At 69.7% G+C, this 17,662-nt stretch carries 15 protein-coding genes, 1 tRNA gene and 1 pseudogene; 10 read left to right on the top strand and 7 right to left on the bottom strand.

Going from position 1 to position 17,662, the window contains the following annotated elements; all coding sequences use genetic code 11:
• From selA to D9R14_RS21640, 6 genes and pseudogenes are all read left to right on the top strand, one after another.
• Positions 1–1,261, top strand: a 1,261-nt coding sequence (gene selA, locus D9R14_RS21615; protein WP_121625552.1) for an L-seryl-tRNA(Sec) selenium transferase, incomplete at its 5' end; no start/stop codon positions are given.
• Positions 1,248–2,051 carry a tetratricopeptide repeat protein gene (locus tag D9R14_RS21620; protein ID WP_121625553.1) on the top strand — a complete coding sequence of 268 codons (804 nt, stop codon included), beginning with the start codon at positions 1,248–1,250 and terminating at the stop codon, positions 2,049–2,051. The genes selA and D9R14_RS21620, both read left to right, overlap by 14 nt.
• Positions 2,048–3,892, top strand: a pseudogene (selB, locus tag D9R14_RS21625) (selenocysteine-specific translation elongation factor); the annotation flags it as partial. The gene D9R14_RS21620 and the pseudogene selB, both read left to right, overlap by 4 nt.
• 177 nt (positions 3,893–4,069) lie before the next feature.
• Positions 4,070–4,165 (top strand) — tRNA-Sec (locus D9R14_RS21630).
• Between the two features lie 17 nt (positions 4,166–4,182).
• Positions 4,183–4,662 carry a hypothetical protein gene (locus D9R14_RS21635; RefSeq protein WP_121625555.1) on the top strand — a complete coding sequence of 160 codons (480 nt, stop codon included), beginning with the start codon at positions 4,183–4,185 and terminating at the stop codon, positions 4,660–4,662.
• Complete coding sequence (locus tag D9R14_RS21640) at positions 4,649–5,119, top strand: hypothetical protein (RefSeq protein WP_245420931.1); 471 nt, start codon at positions 4,649–4,651, stop codon at positions 5,117–5,119. The genes D9R14_RS21635 and D9R14_RS21640 overlap by 14 nt, the downstream gene beginning before the upstream one ends.
• Before the next feature lie 16 nt (positions 5,120–5,135).
• Here D9R14_RS21640 and D9R14_RS21645 read toward each other — a convergent pair whose 3' ends face one another.
• From D9R14_RS21645 to trxB, 4 genes are all read right to left on the bottom strand, one after another.
• Complete coding sequence (locus D9R14_RS21645) at positions 5,136–5,810, bottom strand: M15 family metallopeptidase (protein WP_245420932.1); 675 nt, start codon at positions 5,808–5,810, stop codon at positions 5,136–5,138.
• Between the two features lie 187 nt (positions 5,811–5,997).
• Positions 5,998–6,516: a peptidoglycan-binding domain-containing protein gene (locus tag D9R14_RS21650; RefSeq protein WP_121625559.1), complete on the bottom strand. Its 519-nt coding sequence runs from the start codon at positions 6,514–6,516 to the stop codon at positions 5,998–6,000.
• 420 nt (positions 6,517–6,936) lie between these two features.
• The gene (locus D9R14_RS21655; protein WP_121625560.1) at positions 6,937–7,827 is read right to left on the bottom strand and encodes a LysR family transcriptional regulator; all 891 of its coding nucleotides are present in this window, start codon (positions 7,825–7,827) and stop codon (positions 6,937–6,939) included.
• Positions 7,828–7,937: 110 nt separating this feature from the next.
• A complete protein-coding gene (gene trxB, locus D9R14_RS21660; protein WP_121625562.1) occupies positions 7,938–8,897 on the bottom strand; it encodes a thioredoxin-disulfide reductase in 960 nt (319 codons plus the stop codon).
• Between the two features lie 239 nt (positions 8,898–9,136).
• Between trxB and D9R14_RS21665 the strand changes: the two genes are divergently transcribed.
• A complete protein-coding gene (locus D9R14_RS21665; protein WP_121625565.1) occupies positions 9,137–9,619 on the top strand; it encodes an Lrp/AsnC family transcriptional regulator in 483 nt (160 codons plus the stop codon).
• Positions 9,620–9,646: 27 nt separating this feature from the next.
• Here the strand turns inward: D9R14_RS21665 and D9R14_RS21670 are convergent, their stop codons facing one another.
• The 3 genes from D9R14_RS21670 to dnaG all read right to left on the bottom strand — a co-directional run bounded on the left by D9R14_RS21670 (position 9,647) and on the right by dnaG (position 15,373).
• On the bottom strand, positions 9,647–10,999 hold the full coding sequence (locus D9R14_RS21670) for a tetratricopeptide repeat protein (protein WP_121625567.1): 1,353 nt from the start codon (positions 10,997–10,999) through the stop codon (positions 9,647–9,649).
• Between the two features lie 278 nt (positions 11,000–11,277).
• The gene (rpoD, locus tag D9R14_RS21675; protein WP_121625569.1) at positions 11,278–13,278 is read right to left on the bottom strand and encodes an RNA polymerase sigma factor RpoD; all 2,001 of its coding nucleotides are present in this window, start codon (positions 13,276–13,278) and stop codon (positions 11,278–11,280) included.
• Between the two features lie 187 nt (positions 13,279–13,465).
• The gene (gene dnaG / locus D9R14_RS21680; protein ID WP_121625571.1) at positions 13,466–15,373 is read right to left on the bottom strand and encodes a DNA primase; all 1,908 of its coding nucleotides are present in this window, start codon (positions 15,371–15,373) and stop codon (positions 13,466–13,468) included.
• A 153-nt stretch (positions 15,374–15,526) separates the two neighbouring features.
• Between dnaG and D9R14_RS21685 the strand changes: the two genes are divergently transcribed.
• The 3 genes from D9R14_RS21685 (at position 15,527) to D9R14_RS21695 (ending at position 17,661) form a co-directional block, all read left to right on the top strand.
• Positions 15,527–15,814: a BrnT family toxin gene (locus tag D9R14_RS21685; protein ID WP_121625573.1), complete on the top strand. Its 288-nt coding sequence runs from the start codon at positions 15,527–15,529 to the stop codon at positions 15,812–15,814.
• 46 nt (positions 15,815–15,860) lie between these two features.
• Complete coding sequence (locus D9R14_RS21690; protein ID WP_121625575.1) at positions 15,861–16,106, top strand: BrnA antitoxin family protein; 246 nt, start codon at positions 15,861–15,863, stop codon at positions 16,104–16,106.
• Positions 16,107–16,242: 136 nt separating this feature from the next.
• Positions 16,243–17,661 carry an alanine/glycine:cation symporter family protein gene (locus D9R14_RS21695; RefSeq protein WP_121625577.1) on the top strand — a complete coding sequence of 473 codons (1,419 nt, stop codon included), beginning with the start codon at positions 16,243–16,245 and terminating at the stop codon, positions 17,659–17,661.
• Position 17,662 lies beyond the last annotated feature (1 nt).

Consider the following 17,662-nt stretch of genomic DNA (forward strand, 5'->3'; position numbering starts at 1 on the left):
CCCCGCGCAGCCGCCCCAGGCGGAGGCGCTGGGCGCGGCGGCGCTGGCGCTGCTGGAGGCGGCGGCAGCCCCCTCGCTCAAGCCGGTCATCAACCTTACCGGAACGGTGCTGCACACCAATCTGGGGCGCGCCATCCTCGCCGAGGAGGCGGTCGCGGCCGCCACCGCGGCCATGCGGCAGGCGGTGGCGCTGGAGTTCGACCTCGGCGGCGGAAAGCGCGGCGAGCGCGACGACCATGTGCGCGCCTTGCTGCTGGAGCTGACCGGGGCGGAGGCGGCGACCGTCGTCAACAACAATGCCGCAGCCGTGCTCATCACCCTCAACACGCTGGCGGCCGGCACCGAGTCCATCGTCTCGCGCGGCGAGCTGATCGAGATCGGCGGTGCCTTCCGCATGCCCGAGATCATGGCGCGCGCCGGCACCCGGCTGCGCGAGATCGGCACCACCAACCGTACCCACCTGCGCGACTATGAGGCGGCGCTGACGCCCGAGACGGGCCTGATCCTGAAGGTCCACACCTCCAATTACCGCATCGAGGGGTTCACCGCCGAGGTGCCGGCGCGGGCGCTGGCGGACCTCGCGCGAAGCCACGGCGTGCCGCTGGTGAACGACCTCGGCTCGGGCACGCTGTGCGACCTCTCCGCCTATGGCCTGGTCCACGAGCCCACCGTGCGCGAGGCGGTGGCGGAAGGCGCGGACATCGTGACCTTCTCCGGCGACAAGCTGCTGGGCGGCCCGCAGACCGGCTTCATCGTCGGCCGGGCGGAGCTGATCGCGCGGATCAACAAGAACCCCATGAAGCGGGCGCTGCGGGTGGACAAGATCCGCCTCGCCGCGCTCGAAGCCACCCTCAAGCTCTATCGCGACCCGGACCGCCTGGCCGCCCGGCTGCCCACATTGCGCTTCCTCACCCGCACCGCTGCGGACCTCGCGGCCGAGGCCGAGCGCCTCGCGCCGGAGATCGCCGCGCGGCTCGGCGCGGGGTTCACCGTCTCGGTCGTCGCCTGCCGCAGCCAGATCGGTTCCGGCGCGCTGCCGCTGGAAACGCTGGCGAGCGCCGGCCTCGCCCTTCGCCCCGCGGGCGGCAGCGGCCGCGCGCTTGCAGGCCTGTCGGATGCGCTGCGGCGCCTGCCGGTTCCCGTGATCGGGCGCGTGGAGGACCAGGCGCTGGTGCTGGACCTGCGCTGCCTGGACGACGGCGCGGCGCTGCTCGCCGCCTTCGATGCGCTGCCGGGAGAGGTGCGACATGGGCTGGCTTGATCGCCTGAAGGGCAAGGCGCGCCCGGAGCCGTCGGCGATCGATGCCGAGGCGGCCATGTCCGCCGCCCTCGAAGCCGCGCGACAGGGCGACTATCCCAAGGCGCTCTCGCTCTGGGAGCCGCTGGCGAGTGCCGGCCATGCCCGCGCCCAGAACAATGTGGGCGCGTGTTTCGTGGACGGCCTCGGCGTGGACCGGGACCTCACCCTCGCCCACCGCTGGCTGGAGCTGTCCGCCGCCGGCGGCGACCCGGTGGGCATGCGCAATCTCGCCGCCCTCAACTTCAAGGGCGACGGCACGGAGCAGAACTACACCCGCGCCGCCGAACTCTACCGCGCCGCCGCAGAGAAGGGCGACGGCCCGGCCCAGGACATGCTGAGCTGGATGTTGCTGGAGGGCGAGGTCATGCCCACCGACCCCGCCGAGGCGAAGCGATGGGCCGAGGCCGCCGCGGCCCAGGGCGTCGCCGCCGCCATGACCCGGCTCGGCATGATGGCGCACAATGCGCTGGGCACCGCGCGCGACCCGGACGAAGCCGCCCGCTGGTGGCTGAAGGGTGCCGAGGCCGGCGACGCGGACGGCCAGGCCATGCTGGGCGCGGCCTATCATCTCGGCTCCGGCGTCCCGCGCGACAACCTCGCCGCCTTCGTCTGGCTGCTGCGGGCGCGGGCCGGCGGCAGCCCGCTCGCCGAGCGCTTCTTCGACGTGGTGCGCAGCCAGCTCTTCCCCCAGGAGCAGGTGGAGGCGCGCCGCCGCGCGGGGCTGCCTCTGACGGGGGCCAAGGCCCCATGATCATCGGCACCGCCGGCCATATCGACCACGGCAAGTCGACCCTGGTACGGGCGCTCACCGGCGTCGATACCGACCGGCTGAAGGAGGAGAAGGCCCGCGGCATCTCCATCGACCTCGGCTTCGCCTATCTGCCGCTGGCCGGCGAGGACGCGGGCGAGGACGGCGAGGTGCTCGGCTTCGTCGACGTGCCGGGCCACGAGAAGTTCGTGCACACCATGCTTGCCGGCGCGAGCGGCATCGATTTCGTGCTGCTGGTGGTGGCGGCCGACGACGGAGTGATGCCGCAGACCCGCGAGCACCTCGCCATCGTCGACCTGCTCGGCATCCGCCACGGCCTCGTCGCCCTCACCAAGGCCGACCTCGTGGATCAGGACCGCCTCGACGCGGTGATGGCGGAGATCGCCGCCGCGCTCGACGGCACGGCGCTGGAGGGCGCGGAGATCCTGCCCGTCTCGGCGGCCACCGGCGCCGGCATCGACGCCATGCGCACCCGCCTCGCCGAAGCGGCGCGGGCCATGGGCCAGCGGGCAGCGGATGGGCGCTTCCGGCTCGCCGTCGACCGCTCCTTCACCTTGTCCGGCGCCGGAACGGTGGTGACGGGAACCGTGCTGTCGGGCCGGGTGAAGGTGGGCGACCGGATCACGGTCAGCCCTTCGGGCCTCGCCGCGCGCGTGCGCTCCATCCGCGCCCAGGACCGCACGGCGCAGGAGGGCCGCGCGGGCGACCGCTGCGGCATCAACCTCGCCGGCGACGGCATCACCAAGGAGGCGATCCAACGCGGCGACGTGGTGCTCGATCCCGCGCTGCATGCGCCCGCCGACCACCTGGACGCGACCCTGCGGGTGCTGGCGAGCGAGCCCAAGGCCGTCGGCCAGTGGTTTCCGGTGCGCCTGCACCACGGCGCGCGGGAGGTGGGCGCGCGCGTCGTCCTGCTCGGCGATCCCATCGCGCCGGGGGCGCGCGGGCAGGTGCAGCTCGTGCTGGAAGCGCCGATCGCCGCGGCGGTGGGCGACCGCTTCGTGATCCGCGACACCTCCGCCCAGCGCACGGTCGGGGGCGGCACCTTCCTCGATTTGCGCGGTCCCATCCGCAAGCGCCGGACGCCCGAGCGCCTGGCCCAGCTCGATGCCCTGGCCCTGCCCGAGCCTGAGGCCGCCCTCGGCGCGCTGCTGGAGAACGCGCCGTTCCAGGTGGACCTCATTGCCTTCGCCCGCGACCACGCATTGTCCGAGGCGCAGACCGAGGCCATGACGGCGGCGCTCGATCTGGTGCGCATTGCCGCCGGCGAGAGCGTTGTCGCGCTGTCGCGCGGCCGTTTCGCCGCGTTCCGCGACCAGTTGCTCACCGTCCTCGACGACTTCCACACGCAGAACCCGGACCTGCCGGGCATCGGCCGCGAGCGCCTGCGCCTTGCCTTGGTGCCGCGCCTGCCGGCGCCGACCTTCCTTGCGGCGCTCCAGATGCTGCCGCGCGCGGACGTGCGGCTGGAAGGCGCGTGGGTGCGCCGCGCGAGCTTCGAGGTGCGCCTCTCGCCCCAGGACGAGGCCTTGTGGGCGCGCATCGCGCCCCTGGTCTCCGCCGAAGAGCGCTTCCGCCCGCCGCGCGTGCGCGACATCGCCGGCCTCCTGCCGGCACCGGAGCCGGAGGTGCGGCGGCTGTTCAAGTTGCTGGGCCGCATGGGGCGCCTCGACGAGGTGGCGCACGACCACTTCTTCCTGCGCAGCACGGTGGCGGAGATGGTGGCCATCGTGCGCCACCTCTCCGCCGGCCTGCCGAAGGGCGAGTTCACCGCTGCCCAGTTCCGCGACCAGGTCTCCAACGGCCGCAAGGTCGCGATCCAGATCCTCGAATTCTTCGACCGCCACGGCGTCACGTTGCGCCGTGGAGATCTGCGCCGGGTCAACCCGCACCGTCTGGACCTCTTCGCCGCGCCGGTAGAAGATGCGCCGGCTGAGGGGCCGCGCGAAACCCAATCCGCAACGCCCTCCCCCGCTCCGGCGGGGGGCGGCGCGCCGCAAGGAAGAGAAGCGTCCCTGGTGGGGCGTCCGGACTTCAAATCCGGGAGGGGCCGCGAGCCGGTCCTTGGTGGGTTCGACTCCCACTCTCTTCCGCCAGCCCTCCGGAACAAAAGATGAGCCTCCTTTCCGCCTTCCTGACCGATCTCGACGCTGCCCGGACGGCCGCGGACGTGGCCGAGACGCGCTATCGCGCCGAGGTCGCCGCGCAGACCCAGGCGCTGGCCACGGCCCGCGCCCATGCCTATCGCCGTGCCGACCTGATGGCCTCGCTCGCCGAGACGACGCGGGACATCGAGAGCGCCGAGCTTGCCGCGGCGGCGGGCCAGGCGCTGCTGCGCGCCCGCCTCGGCTGGGACGACGACAGCCCCGCCCGCTCCGAGGTTCTGACCCGATTCTCGGATGTGGCGCTGGCGCTGTACGCCGCCGGCCACGAGGCGGACGGAGCGGAGGCGGACGCCCCCGCCCCGGCCGAGCCCGCGGCGCCCGCCGAAGCCCTGGCGGCGTTCGAGGACTGGTATCTCGCCACGCGCGAGACCCCGTTCTGGTATCTGTTTGACCACTATTTTCCGGAGACGCCCCTTGTCGACTTCTAGGCGCAAGCCGCGCGCCGGCGGGGCGAAGGCGCGCACACATGAGGGGCACGCCGCCGGCGGCCCCTCGCTCGCCGATTCCGTGCCGCCCGCCGACGACTTCTCCGACTGGCTCGCCGAGACCTATGCCCAGGAGGGCGACTTCACGGCCCTGGTGGTGCTGGTGGCCATCGGCGAGACGCGCGTGACGCCGCTCGCCTCCACCTTCCTCACCTTCGTGGGCGACGAGATCGGCTGGTCGCAGATCGCCGGCCTGTTCGCCGGCGCGAAGAAGGCTTGGGACGGCGTGAGCTTCTTCCCGGTACTCGATGCCGACGGGCCGATCGAGAATGCCGAGGCGCGGGCGCGCCTGCGCCAGCTTGAATCGCGCCTCACGGAAGACCGGCTGGTGCTGAACGAGGGCGCCTTCTTCGATTCCTGGGGCCGCAAGATGAAGATCGAGGAGATCGCGCCGCACTGAGCGACGTGTCGCCGCTTCAGCGGATGGGAAAGTCGAAATAGGTGGTGGGAAACGGCTCGTCCTTCAGCGTGAAGTGCCACCATTCCTTGGCGAAGGGGACGAAGCCGTGGCGCGTCATGAGGTCGGCGAGGCGCTGGCGGCTCGCCTTCTGGGCTGCCGTCACGGCGTCGGATTCCGGCCAGGAGCGCGGGCTGAAGAGGTCGAAGGGGGTGCCCATGTCCACCTCCGCGCCGGTTGCGGCCTGCACCAAGGTGAGGTCGAGCGTCGAGCCGCGCGAATGGCCTGACCTTGAGGCGATATAGCCCTCCTTGAACAGCTCGGACTTGGCGAGGTCGGGATAATAGGCGGCCTTTGTGCCCTCGTCGGCAAGGTCCGACGCCCAGCGCGCGAAATGGGCCACGGCGCGGGCCGGCCGGTAGCAGTCGAACAGCTTCAGCAGGTAGCCCTGCCGGCGGGCATCCTCCGCCACCTTGGCGAGCGCCTCCGCCGCAGGCCGGGTCAGGAAGCAGCGCGCGGCCTCGTAGCCGTCCACGCGGGTGCCGACGAAATTGTCGCTGCCGAAATAGCGCACGTCGAGAATGACGCCGGGCACGATCTGGGCGACGTCCACGAACATGGCCGGCCGGTCGGTGCGGGCCTCGGCGGGCGGCACAAGCGTGGACAGGCCAAGGGCAAGAGCCGCAGGTTTCACCACTTGATCCATGACGCGTGCGACCATCGGCGGGAGGAGAGCCATCGGCGCAGCCTAGAGCTCTCTGCCCGGCCTGGGAACCGGCGCGCGCCAAGGACGAGCCACTGCCCGTCCGGCCGAGCGAACGGCCCGCCAGAAACGGAAACGGCGGCCCGCCTGGGGCCGCCGCGCATTCCGCAGGGTGATGTCAGGAGAAGAAGCTGGTGATGGTCTGCCAGATGCTCTTCTTGGGCGCAGCGGCGGCGTCCGCCGAAACCGGCTTGCCGTCGGTGCCGACGGTCGCCGGGCCGGACTGGGCCTTGGCCACGGCCTCGGCGCTGAAGACGCCGGCAAAGGCGGGGATCTTGGAGAGGGTGACGGGGCCGGCCATGCCATCGGGCTCAAGGCCGTTCTTCTCCTGGAACGCCTTCACCGCCTTGGCGGTGCCGGGGCCGAACTGGCCGTCGGCGGCGATGCCCAGGGCGGTCTGGAGCTTCTTCACCGCCTCGCCCTTGGTGCCGACGGTCAGCAGGATCAGCTCCGGCAGGCCCATGGCGGAGAAGGTGTCCGGCCCGGCGACGCCATCGGCGGAAAGGCCGTTGGCCTTCTGGTAGGCCTTCAGGGCCTCCTCGGTGGCGGGACCGAACTGGCCGTCGGCGCTCACGCCGAGCTTGGCCTGGAGAATCTTGACCGGCTCGCCGGCCAGTCCGCGCTTCAGAATCGCCATCGCTGTTCCCCTGATGAATGGGATGGAGGTCCGGACCCTGCCCTGTCGGGCGGGACCGGGTGGACGAGCGCCCGCGCTGTCGCGCCGTGGCCCCGATCACCGGGCGAGCCACAGCGTTCGGAGAAGGCGAAACACCCTCGACCGCCAATCACATACTACCAACGCATGACAAAAGCATGCGAATTGCGAGGGGGAAAAGAAAAATGCCGGGCCCGATGAAAGGCCCGGCAAGTATCGCCGCAGAGCGGCGAACCTTCCAGAGGGGAACAGCTGAGGCACCGCATAGGATGCGTTCAGCGCATGTATAAAATGCCTGCCGCATAGGCATTTTGCAACGCCGTTTGATCGCATAACAGGCATGTGCTGGACGCTGGGCTGCCCACACGAGCGAGGCAGCCGGGTACCTGGAATGGGTCTTTCTCAATAATTCCAGCGCTGGGCCTTGGAAATCAGAAAGTCCCGAAACACTTGAATCCGCGCAACGGAGCGCATTTCCTGGGCATAGGTGAAATAGGCTTCGAGCTTGGGCGTCTCGCGGTCGGTGAAGAGCGGCACGAGCGACGTCGAATCGTCAGAAAGGTAGTCCGGTAGAGTTCCAATGCCGACGCCCCGTTCAACCGCGCGCTTGAGGCCAAGCACGTTGTTCACCTCGAAGGCGGGAATGCGCGGCGTCGAGCCGTCGCGGCCGGCATGCTCCAGCCAGTTGAGGCCCTGGAAATAGGACGGGATCGGCCCGCCGAGCAGCAGGATGCGGTGCTTGTCCAGTTCGTCCACGGTGCGCGGCTGGCCGTGGCGCTTGAGATAGTCCGCCGAGGCATAAGCGTGGAAATGCACGGTGAAGAGCTTCCTCTGCACCAGGTCCGGCTGCACCGGCTGGCGCATGCGGATGGCGACATCCGCCTCGCGCATGGCAAGGTCCAGCTCCTCGTCGGTGAGGATCAATTGGATGCGGATGTCGGGATAAAGCTCGACGAACTCGCCCACCCGCGCCGTGAGCCAGTGGGTGCCGAGGCCCATGGTGGTGGTCACGCGCAGGTCGCCGTTGGGCTTCTCCCGGCTGTCGGTCAGCTGGGCGCGCGCCGATTCGAGCTTCAGGAACACCTCGTGGGCGGTGCGGTAGAGCAGCTCGCCCTGCTCGGTCAGGATCAGGCCACGGGCATGGCGGTGGAACAACGGAACCTTCAGCTCCGCCTCCAAAGCCGAGACCTGCCGGCTCACCGCCGATTGCGACAGGCCGAGCGTCTCACCCGCATGGGTGAAGGAGCCCGCCTCGGCGGCGACGTGGAAGACCTTCAGCTTGTCCCAATCCATCGGGTCCCGTCCCTGGAAGCACTCTTCCCCGCTTCGCGGCGGGGCACGCGCTCATCGTTTGACCGCTGCGCGGCTGACGGGCGGCGTCCGGCGCCGCCCAGCGCAGGCCGCTATTCGGCGGCCTGCGACACCTGGTGGTGGGCGAGGAAGCGCTCGGTCTCGAGCGCGGCCATGCAGCCGCGGCCCGCCGCCGTCACCGCCTGCCGGTAGACATCGTCCGCGACGTCGCCCGCCGCGAACACGCCGGCGACCGAGGTGGCGGTCGAATCGGGCGCGGTCCAGACATAGCCGTTGGGCTTGAGCCTCAGCTGGTCCTTCACCAGCTCGGTGGAAGGCGCATGGCCGATGGCGATGAAGACGCCGTCCGCCGCAAGGCGCGTCAGCTCGCCGGTGCGGGTGTCGCGCAGCATCGCGCCGGTGACGCGCGTGGGCTCCTCGGCGCCGACGATCTCGGCCAGCTCCGCGTGCCACACCACGTTCACCTTGGGATGGGCGAACAGCCGCTCCTGGAGGATCTTCTCGGCGCGGAAGCTGTCGCGGCGGTGCACCACCGTCACCTTGGAGGCGAAATTGGTGAGGAACAGCGCCTCCTCCACCGCGGTATTGCCGCCGCCCACCACGACCACTTCCTTGCCGCGATAGAAGAAGCCGTCGCAGGTGGCGCAGGCGGAGACGCCGAAGCCGCGATAGGCCTCCTCCGAGGCGATGCCGAGCCAGCGCGCCTGCGCCCCGGTGGAGAGGATCACCACGTCGGCCAGATAGGTCTCGCCGCCCTCGGTGGTCATGCGGAACGGCCGCCGCGAAAGGTCGAGGCTCGCCACATGGTCGGCGATGATCTGCGTGCCCATGTGCGCGGCCTGGGCGCGCATCTGCTCCATCAGCCAGGGGCCTTGGATGACGTCGGCGAAGCCGGGATAGTTCTCCACATCGGTGGTGATGGTGAGCTGGCCGCCGGGCTGGATGCCTTCGAACAGGACCGGCTCCAGCATGGCGCGGGCCGCATAGATCGCCGCGGTATAGCCCGCCGGGCCAGAGCCGATGATGACGACCTTCTTGTGATGGGTGGTCATGGAATTCCTCGAAACCCAGGCGCATCGGGTCATCCGCGCCTGCGCCGTGAAGCGTGCCTGCCTCTGGGGAAGAGACCGGCGAGCCATGCAGGAATGTAGGAGCACGCGTGCGTCGCCACAAGACACGGAACCGCGTCTCGTGACCATACGGCCACCGCCTTGAGGCGCGAAAGATTATTTCGTTGCGCTGCGGGAGACGCGCACTAAGGTGCGCGGCAGCCAATCGCGAGGAGCCCGCCTTGACCGTTCGCCTCGATGCCGTGGACTGGAAGATTCTCGACGAACTCCAGCGGGACGGGCGCATGACCAATGTCGAGCTTTCCCGCCGCGTCGGCATCTCGGCGCCCCCCTGCCTCCGGCGCGTGCGCGCACTTGAGGAAGACGGCATCATCGAGGGCTACCGCGCCCTGCTCGACGAGAAGCGCCTCGGCTACGACCTCACCGCCTTCGCCATGGTGCACCTGATGAGCCAGGCGGAAGCGGACCTCGGGGACTTCGAGGCGCGCATCGGCAAGTGGCCGCTGGTGCGTGCCGCCTGGATGCTCTCCGGCGAGGTGGACTTCCTGATGCTCTGCGTCGCGCCCGACCTGCGGACGTTCCAGGCCTTCGTGCTGGAGATCACCGCCGCCCCCAACGTGCGCAACGTGAAGACAGCCCTCACCCTCAAGCGCGCCAAGGATGCGCCGGTGGTGCCGCTGGAGGCCGGGCTTCCCAAGACCTGACGCCGGGCCGGCAGGGCGCCGGCCGGCTTAGCGGCACTGCTTGCGGACCCGACGCACGAAGTCGCCCGCGCCGTCCGGGTTGAGCAGGTGGCAGCGCCGCACGTCGTCTTCCTTCAGGCCGGGAAAGCCGGCGCACACTGCGCGGAACGCCGGAAGCGTGCCGGAGAAGCGCGCCGGCAGCGCGCCGTATCGCGCGTCCAGCGCATGATAGTCGCCGAGCACGCTCCGGCAGGCGGACCGGCCCGGCGGCGCATCGCCCAGCACCGCGAGCGCCGCCTCGGCCCGCGGCTCGCCCTGCTCGGCGGCCTTGCGCAGCCAGCCGAGCCCGCGCTCGAAGTCGAGCGGCACGTTGCTGCCGGCGGTGTAGCGCAAGCCGAGCGTGACCATCGCCGCCGGGTCGCCCGCCTCCGCCGCCTTGCGCAGCCAGTAGAGCCCCTCCTGCGGGTCCTTCGGCACGCCCGTCCCGTTGAAGTAGCTGAACGAGATGAGGCGCATGCTCATCACGTCGCCGGCCTCGATCGCCCGTTTGTACCAGGAGACGGCGCCCCGCGGATCCCGCTCCAGCCCGTTGCCGGTCTCCAGGTTGAGGGCGAGCAGCCGCATGCCCCGGCGATTGCCGGCCACCGCGGACTTGCGATACCAGGCGTTCGCCTCCTTCATGTTGCGCGGAACGCCATTGCCCAGCTCCAGCAGGAGGCCGAGACTGGCCATGGCGAAGCCGTCGCCTTTATCCGCGGCGCGGCGATACCAGCGCGCACCCAAGGCGGCATCCCTTCCGATGCCGTTGCCGGCAACGAGATTGTCGCCCAGCAGGTTCATGGCGGCGACCTCGCCCGCCTCCGCGGCCTTGAGGTACCAGGCATTGGCGGCCGCGACGTCGGCTGTCCCGCCCGTGCCATCCTCCAGCATCACGCCGAGGTCCACCATGGCGGGGGCGAACCCCGCGTCCGCCGCCTTCTCGTAGAGCCTGCGGGCGGCGGCGAGATCGCGTGCGCCGTGGTGACCCGCCTCGTGGCTCTGGCCCAGCGCGTGCGCCCCACCCGCATGGCCGAGCGCCTCGGCGCGCGCCGCCATGTCGCGGAACTCGTCGAAGCGCCGCGCGGCAAGATCGGCCCGCGCGAGCTGGTACCAGAGGCGCGGCACCTCGGGGGCGGCGCGCACCGCCGCCATGCAGGCGGGGATGGCGATGGCAGGATCGATCTCGTGGGAGGGGACTCCCGGCACCCCGCTGGGCCGGTCCCGGTCGAACGGGCTCGCCGCGGCGGCGTCGCACCGCTGCGCCAGCGTCTCCTCAAGCCCGGTCTCCCGCTGACCGGCGCCCTGCGCCGGCATGGCTTGAAGGCCGGCCATCGCCACAGCCAGCGCCACCGCGTATCTCATGCCGCTCCCCGACGTGCGCTCCCATTCAAGCCCACGTTACCCGATCGAAGCGCCCATGGCAGGCCGGTTGTGCGCGCCCGGTGACAAGGCCGGGAACCGAACCCGTCCCATGCGGCAAGGCGAGCATCGCCCGGTGAACGGCACCCGGTCGTCACCAATGGCGCGGGCGGCGCCTCGGGACCAGAAGCAGGCCGTGCAAGCTGGACGCAGAAAGTCAGAGGCCCCGGAAATCCGGGGCCTCTTTATTCAGCACCTATCGAACCGCGCCGCGCCGGGCGTCAATTGTCGAGGAAGCTCCTGAGCTTGCGCGACCGTGAGGGGTGCTTGAGCTTGCGCAGCGCCTTGGCCTCGATCTGGCGGATGCGCTCGCGCGTCACCGAGAACTGCTGGCCCACCTCTTCCAGGGTGTGATCGGTGTTCATGCCGATGCCGAAGCGCATGCGCAGCACGCGTTCTTCGCGCGGGGTCAACGACGCGAGGACACGCGTCGTGGTCTCGCGAAGGTTGGACTGGATCGCGGCGTCGATGGGCAGCACCGCGTTCTTGTCCTCGATGAAATCGCCCAGGTGGCTGTCCTCCTCGTCGCCGATGGGCGTTTCGAGGGAGATCGGCTCCTTGGCGATCTTCAGCACCTTGCGCACCTTCTCCAGCGGCATGCCGAGCTTCTCGGCCAGTTCCTCCGGGGTCGGCTCGCGGCCGATCTCGTGCAGCATCTGCCGGCTCGTGCGCACGATCTTGTTGATCGTCTCGATCATGTGCACGGGGATGCGGATGGTGCGGGCCTGGTCGGCGATCGAGCGGGTGATGGCCTGCCGGATCCACCAGGTGGCATAGGTCGAGAACTTGTAGCCGCGCCGGTACTCGAACTTGTCCACCGCCTTCATGAGGCCGATGTTGCCCTCCTGGATCAGGTCCAGGAACTGCAGGCCGCGGTTCGTGTACTTCTTGGCGATGGAGATGACGAGGCGCAGGTTCGCCTCCACCATTTCCTTCTTCGCCTGGCGGGCTTCCTTCTCGCCCTTCTGCACCATCTGGACGATCTTGCGGAACTCGGAGATTTCGAGCCCCGTCTCGGTGGCCAGCGCGTGGATGTCCCCGCGCAGGTCCTTGATCATCTCCTTCTCGTGGGCGACGAACCCCTTCCAGCCCCTGGAGCCGAGCTTGGAGACGCGCAGCACCCACTTGGGGTCCAGCTCGGAACCCATATACTGCTTGAGGAAGTCGTCGCGGGTGACGCCGTAGCTGTCGGCGAGGCGCAGGAGACGGCCCTCCAGGCCCACGAGGCGCTTGTTGATCTCGTAGAGCTGCTCGACCAGGGCATCGATGCGCTGCTGGTTGAGGGAGAGGGACTTCACGTCGGCGACAAGCTCTTCCTTGAGCTTCTTCGCCTTGCGCTCCTGCGCGGGCGAGAGGGTCTCGTTCTTGAGCTTCGACTCGACGTTCTGGTCCTGAAGGCGCCGCAGCTTGGTGTAGCTGGAGTGGATGCGGTCGAAGGTCTCCACCACCTTCGGCTTGATCTCGGCCTCCATTGCGGCGAGCGACATGGAATTCTCCATGTCGTCCTCGTCGCCCTCGGGGCCGGCGCCGTCGCCCAGAAGGCCGTCCTCGCCCGCCTCGGGGGCAAGCGCCGCCTCGTCGCCGATGGCGGCGGGGGGGTTCTTGCCCTCGGGGCCGGCATAGGTGGCCTCAAGGTCGATGATGTCGCGCAGCAGAACGCGCGCCTCGGTCAGCTCGTCACGCCAGATGATGATGGCCTGGAAGGTGAGCGGGCTCTCGCACAGGCCGGCGATCATTGCCTCGCGGCCGGCCTCGATGCGCTTGGCGATGGCGATCTCGCCCTCGCGGGAGAGCAGCTCCACCGAGCCCATCTCGCGCAGATACATGCGCACCGGGTCGTCGGTGCGCTCGGCCGGCTCGGACTTGGTCTCGGCACGCGTGACCGCGCGCGGCGAGGCCTCGGTGAGCTCGCCGCTCTCCGCCTCCTCCGGCTCCTCGGCGGTCTCGCTTTCCTCGCTGCTCTCCTCGGTCTCGGCCTCCTCGGCCTCGATCACGTTGATGCCCATGTCGTTGAGCATCGCCAGGGTGTCCTCGATCTGCTCGGAGGTCACCTCCTCGGAGGGCATCACCTCGTTGAGCTGCTCGTAGGTCACGTATCCGCGGCGCTTGGCGTTCTTGATCATCTTCCGGACGGCCGCGTCCGAGAGGTCGAGCAGCGGCCCGTCGGGGGCCTCGCTTTCCTTCTCCGGAGCCTCGGTCGCCTCGGCCGATTGCTTCGCCATGGACTTCTCCTGCTGATCTCGCCGGCTAGAAACGACAAGACGGCGGCGCGGCCCCTCGGCCTCGCCACCTTTTGCCTTCGCACCCGGGAGCGGCTTTTTCGTCGCCATCCCGTTAAACCAGCCTGAACGCGCATCCAACCCCCATGGTCGGAGCGGCAGACTTCCTTCGACTATCCGGAGGACGGCTTCACACCGAGCGCGCCGACGCGCGGCCCGAAGAAGCGCCGAACCCCTCCACCAATGCTTCCGTGCCGTCGATCGCCGAAAGGCGCTCGCGCACGTCGCGGAGCCAAGCGAAATTCTGCTCGCTGGGGTCGTCCCCCAAGCTGCGCTCGGCCTCCCTCAGTTCCCTAGATAGCGCGTGAGCCTTGCGATGCAAGGCCGTGCGCTGGTGCCACCAGAGCCGAACATCGCTGGGAGCGGTATCACTATAAGCTGGCCAGTCGTGCCGGGGATTGGCGAGGGCCCGCACCCGCTGCGCCAGCGCCTCAATGTCCGCCTGTCCGAGGCGGGCCGACAGGGCCTCGTCGTCGAGGCCTTCGAGATGGGCCTCCAGGAGCAGGCGGCGCAGGCGGTCGGCATCGGGATTGGCCAGCGGCAGGCCCGCCACATCCTCCGAAGCCTCGTCCAGCAAGAACGAGTGGTTGATGAGGCAGAACAGCAGCAACGCCTCGTTGCGCGGCATGGCCGCCATCGGCCCGCGCACCAGGGCGCTCTTGGCGATCTCCCCGCCGCGCGGCACCAGCGGCGCCTCGCGCGGGGCAAAGCGCCCGCCCCTGCCGCCGTCGCGCCGCTGGAACCCGCCTTGCCGGGCGGCCCCGGCGGCGGGCGCGATCAGCGCGCGGAACCGCTCCGAAAGCTCCTGTCCGTAGTGCTTGCGCACGGTCTCGTCGGCGATGACCGCCACCACCTCCTTGAGCCGCGCCTCAAGGCCGGCGCGGCGCTCGGGGGTGTCGAGCGAGGCCTGCTCACTCTCGCGCGCCCAAAGCTCGGCGGCGAGCGGCCGCGCCTGGGCCAGCACGTCGGCCATGGCATCGGGGCCGGAGCGGCGGATCAGGTCGTCCGGGTCCTGCCCTTCGGGCAGCGTGGCGAAGGAGAGGCTGCGCCCGGCCTTCAGGTGCGGCAGAGCGAGGTCGATGGCCCGGTGGGCGGCCTTGCGGCCAGCCTTGTCGCCGTCGAACAGCAGCACGGGCTCGTCGGCCATGCGCCAGAGGAGCTGCAGTTGCTCCTCCGTGAGCGCGGTGCCGAGCGGGGCGACGGTGGCGCCGAACCCGGCCTCCACCATGGCGATCACGTCCACATAGCCTTCCACGGCGATGACGCGCCCGCTCTTCTGGGCGGCGGCGCGGGCGGAGAAGCCGTTATAGAGCAGCGACCCCTTGTGGAAGAGCGTGGTCTCGGGGGAATTGAGGTACTTGGCGGGAACGTCTTTCTCCAGCGCCCGCCCGCCGAACGCCACCACGCGCCCCTTCATGTCGGTGATCGGGAACATCACCCGGTCGCGGAAGCGGTCGTAGGGCACGGGGATGTCGTCGCCTGAGATCAGCAGGCCGGTCTCCACCATGTCCTCGGTGGAGACGCCGAGCTTGCCCAGTGCCTCCTTCAGGTGGAAGCGGTCGGCGCTCGCATAGCCAAGGCGGAAGCGCTGCTGCGTCAGCGGGCCGAGCCCGCGATCGGCAAGATAGCCGCGCGCCTTGGCCCCCAGGCGGGTCTGAAGCGTGGCCTCGAAATGGCGTGCCGCCAGTTCCATCACCTCGTGCAGGGTGCGCCGGCGCTCTTCCTTCGCGGCCGCCTCGGGGCTTGCCTGAGGCACCTGGAGGCCGGCCATGGAGGCGAGCCGCTCCACCGCCTCGCCGAACGGCAGGCCTTCCGTCTCCATCAGGAAGTCGAACACGTCGCCGTGCTTGCCGGACGAGAAGCAGTGGTAGAAGCCCTTCTGGTCATTCACGAAGAAGGACGGCGTCTTCTCCGCATTGAACGGCGAGAGGCCGGCGAACTCGCGCCCCTGCTTCTTCAGCTTCACGCGCCGGCCCACCACCTCCGACACCGGGAGGCGGGCACGAATCTCGTCGAGGAACGAGGGGGGGAAGCGCATGGCACCAGTCTAGCACGCCGCGACGCGGGGATTGACAAAGGACGCTTGTATATACATCTGTAATGCGGACACCCACTCGCCCGAAACGCAATCCTGGCGTGCATTCGCATTGCGGTGTGACTAGTCTGCCCCGACTATGGCGGGGGCGGGGCGATGGACTGGGGCACGGCCGTCTTCGAGTGGGACGAGGCGAAGCGCCGCTCGAACCTCGGAAAGCACGGCATCGACTTCAGGGATGCGGCCCAGGCTCTCGGGACGAGCCCTCAATTGACCTACGATTCGTCACGCGGAGAGGAGAAGCGCCATGTCGGCATCGTCGAGATCAACGGCCTCCTCGTCGCGATCGTCCACACCTGGCGCGGCGAAGCGGTCCGCATCATCTCGGCCCGACGCGCCCGAGGCAGGGAAGAGCGGGACTATCGCGCGCTATTCGGCCGCTGACCTGTCGCAGCTTCCCTCTGAAACCGACTGGGCACGCCTGCGTGCCATGACCGCGGAGGAGGTCGAGGCCGCCGCGCGCTCCGATCCCGACTGGGAAGGGTTGCTGGACCTTGAGGGCTGGACCGCCACCGTGGTGGTGCCGCCGAAGAAGGCGCCCATCTCCATCCGCCTCGATGAGGACGTGCTCGCCTTCTTCAAGGCCTCCGGCCCCGGCTACCAGAAGCGCATCAATGCCGTGCTGCGCGCCTTCATGGATGCCGCCGCCCCGCGCTCCGGCACCGACGGAGCGTGAGCGCAGGGCCGCAAGCGTCCCCGCAATCCACAGCCCACGCCCCAGCTTTCACCCGCGCCACGCGCCCGCTTTCCCAGTGGACCCGGCGTAAGCCGGGCTCTAGCTTGTGATTTCAACCTATCCGGGCTGGGGTGCCATGGACGCGATCATCGACTTCCTGAACACCGTGTTCTGGGGCTACGTGCTGATCTACGGGCTCCTCGCCATCGGCATCTATTTCACGCTCCGGCTCCGGTTCATCCAAGTCGTCCACTTCCCCGAGATGCTGCGCTCGGTGCTGCGGGCGGACGACACCGACAAGTCCGGCATCACCCCGTTCCAGGCGCTGTGTACCTCGCTCGCCTCCCGCGTCGGCACCGGCAACATCGCCGGCGTCGCCGTGGCGATGGTGCTGGGCGGCCCCGGCGCCATCTTCTGGATGTGGATGGTGGCCTGCGTCGGCATGGCCACCGCATTCGCCGAGAGCACGCTCGCCCAGCTCTACAAGGTGAAGGACGACCAGGGGCGCTATCGCGGCGGACCGGCCTTCTACATCTCCGCCGGCCTGAAGGCGCCGTGGGCCGGCGCAATCTTCTCGGTCTGCCTCATCCTGTCGTTCGGCCTGGTGTTCAATGCGGTGCAGGCCAATTCCATCGCCGATGCCATGGAAGGCGCATTCGGCCTGCCGAAGCTCGCCACCGGGCTCGCCGTGGCGGCGCTGTCGGGCGTCATCATCTTCGGCGGCATCGCCGCCATCGCGCGCACCGCCGAGATCGTGGTGCCGTTCATGGCCGCCGGCTATGTGGGCCTTGCGCTCTACGCCCTCGTCGTGAACATCGGCGAGGTGCCCGGCATGCTCTCCTTGATCGTGCGCAGCGCCTTCGGCCTGGAGCCGGCGGTGGGGGGCGTGGCGGGCTCGGTGGCCGCGGCCATGCTCAACGGCGTCAAGCGCGGCCTGTTCTCCAACGAGGCGGGCATGGGCAGCGCCCCGAACATCGCGGCGGTGGCGACGCCGGACCCGCACCATCCGGTGAGCCAGGGCTTCGTGCAGTCGCTCGGCGTGTTCATCGACACCATCGTCATCTGCACCGCCACCGCTCTGCTGATCCTGCTCTCGGGCGTGTTCCAGCAGAACACCGGGCTCACCGGCACCCAGCTCACCCAGGCGGCGCTGGAGGTGCATATCGGCTGGGCCGGGCGCTATTTCGTGGCGGTGGCGATCTTCTTCTTCGCCTTCACCTCGATCATCGGCAACTATTCCTATGCCGAAGGCGCGCTGGTGTTCCTCGGCCACGGCCATACCGCCGGCATCATGGTGCTGCGGCTCGCTCTCCTCGCCATGGTGGTATGGGGATCGCTGCAGAGCGTCTCCACCGTGTTCAATGCGGCGGACGCCTCGATGGGGCTGATGGCCTCCATCAACCTGGTCGCCATCGTGCTCCTCTCGGGCGTGGTCGCGCGGCTGACGCGGGACTACCTGAAGAAGCGCAAGGCGGGCGAAGAACCCATGTTCCTCGCTTCCGAAATGCCGGACCTCACCGAGGGCGTCGACAAGAGCATCTGGACCCGCCGCTGAC

Origin of the sequence: Xanthobacter tagetidis, from assembly GCF_003667445.1 — a bacterium.
GTDB lineage: Bacteria > Pseudomonadota > Alphaproteobacteria > Rhizobiales > Xanthobacteraceae > Xanthobacter > Xanthobacter tagetidis.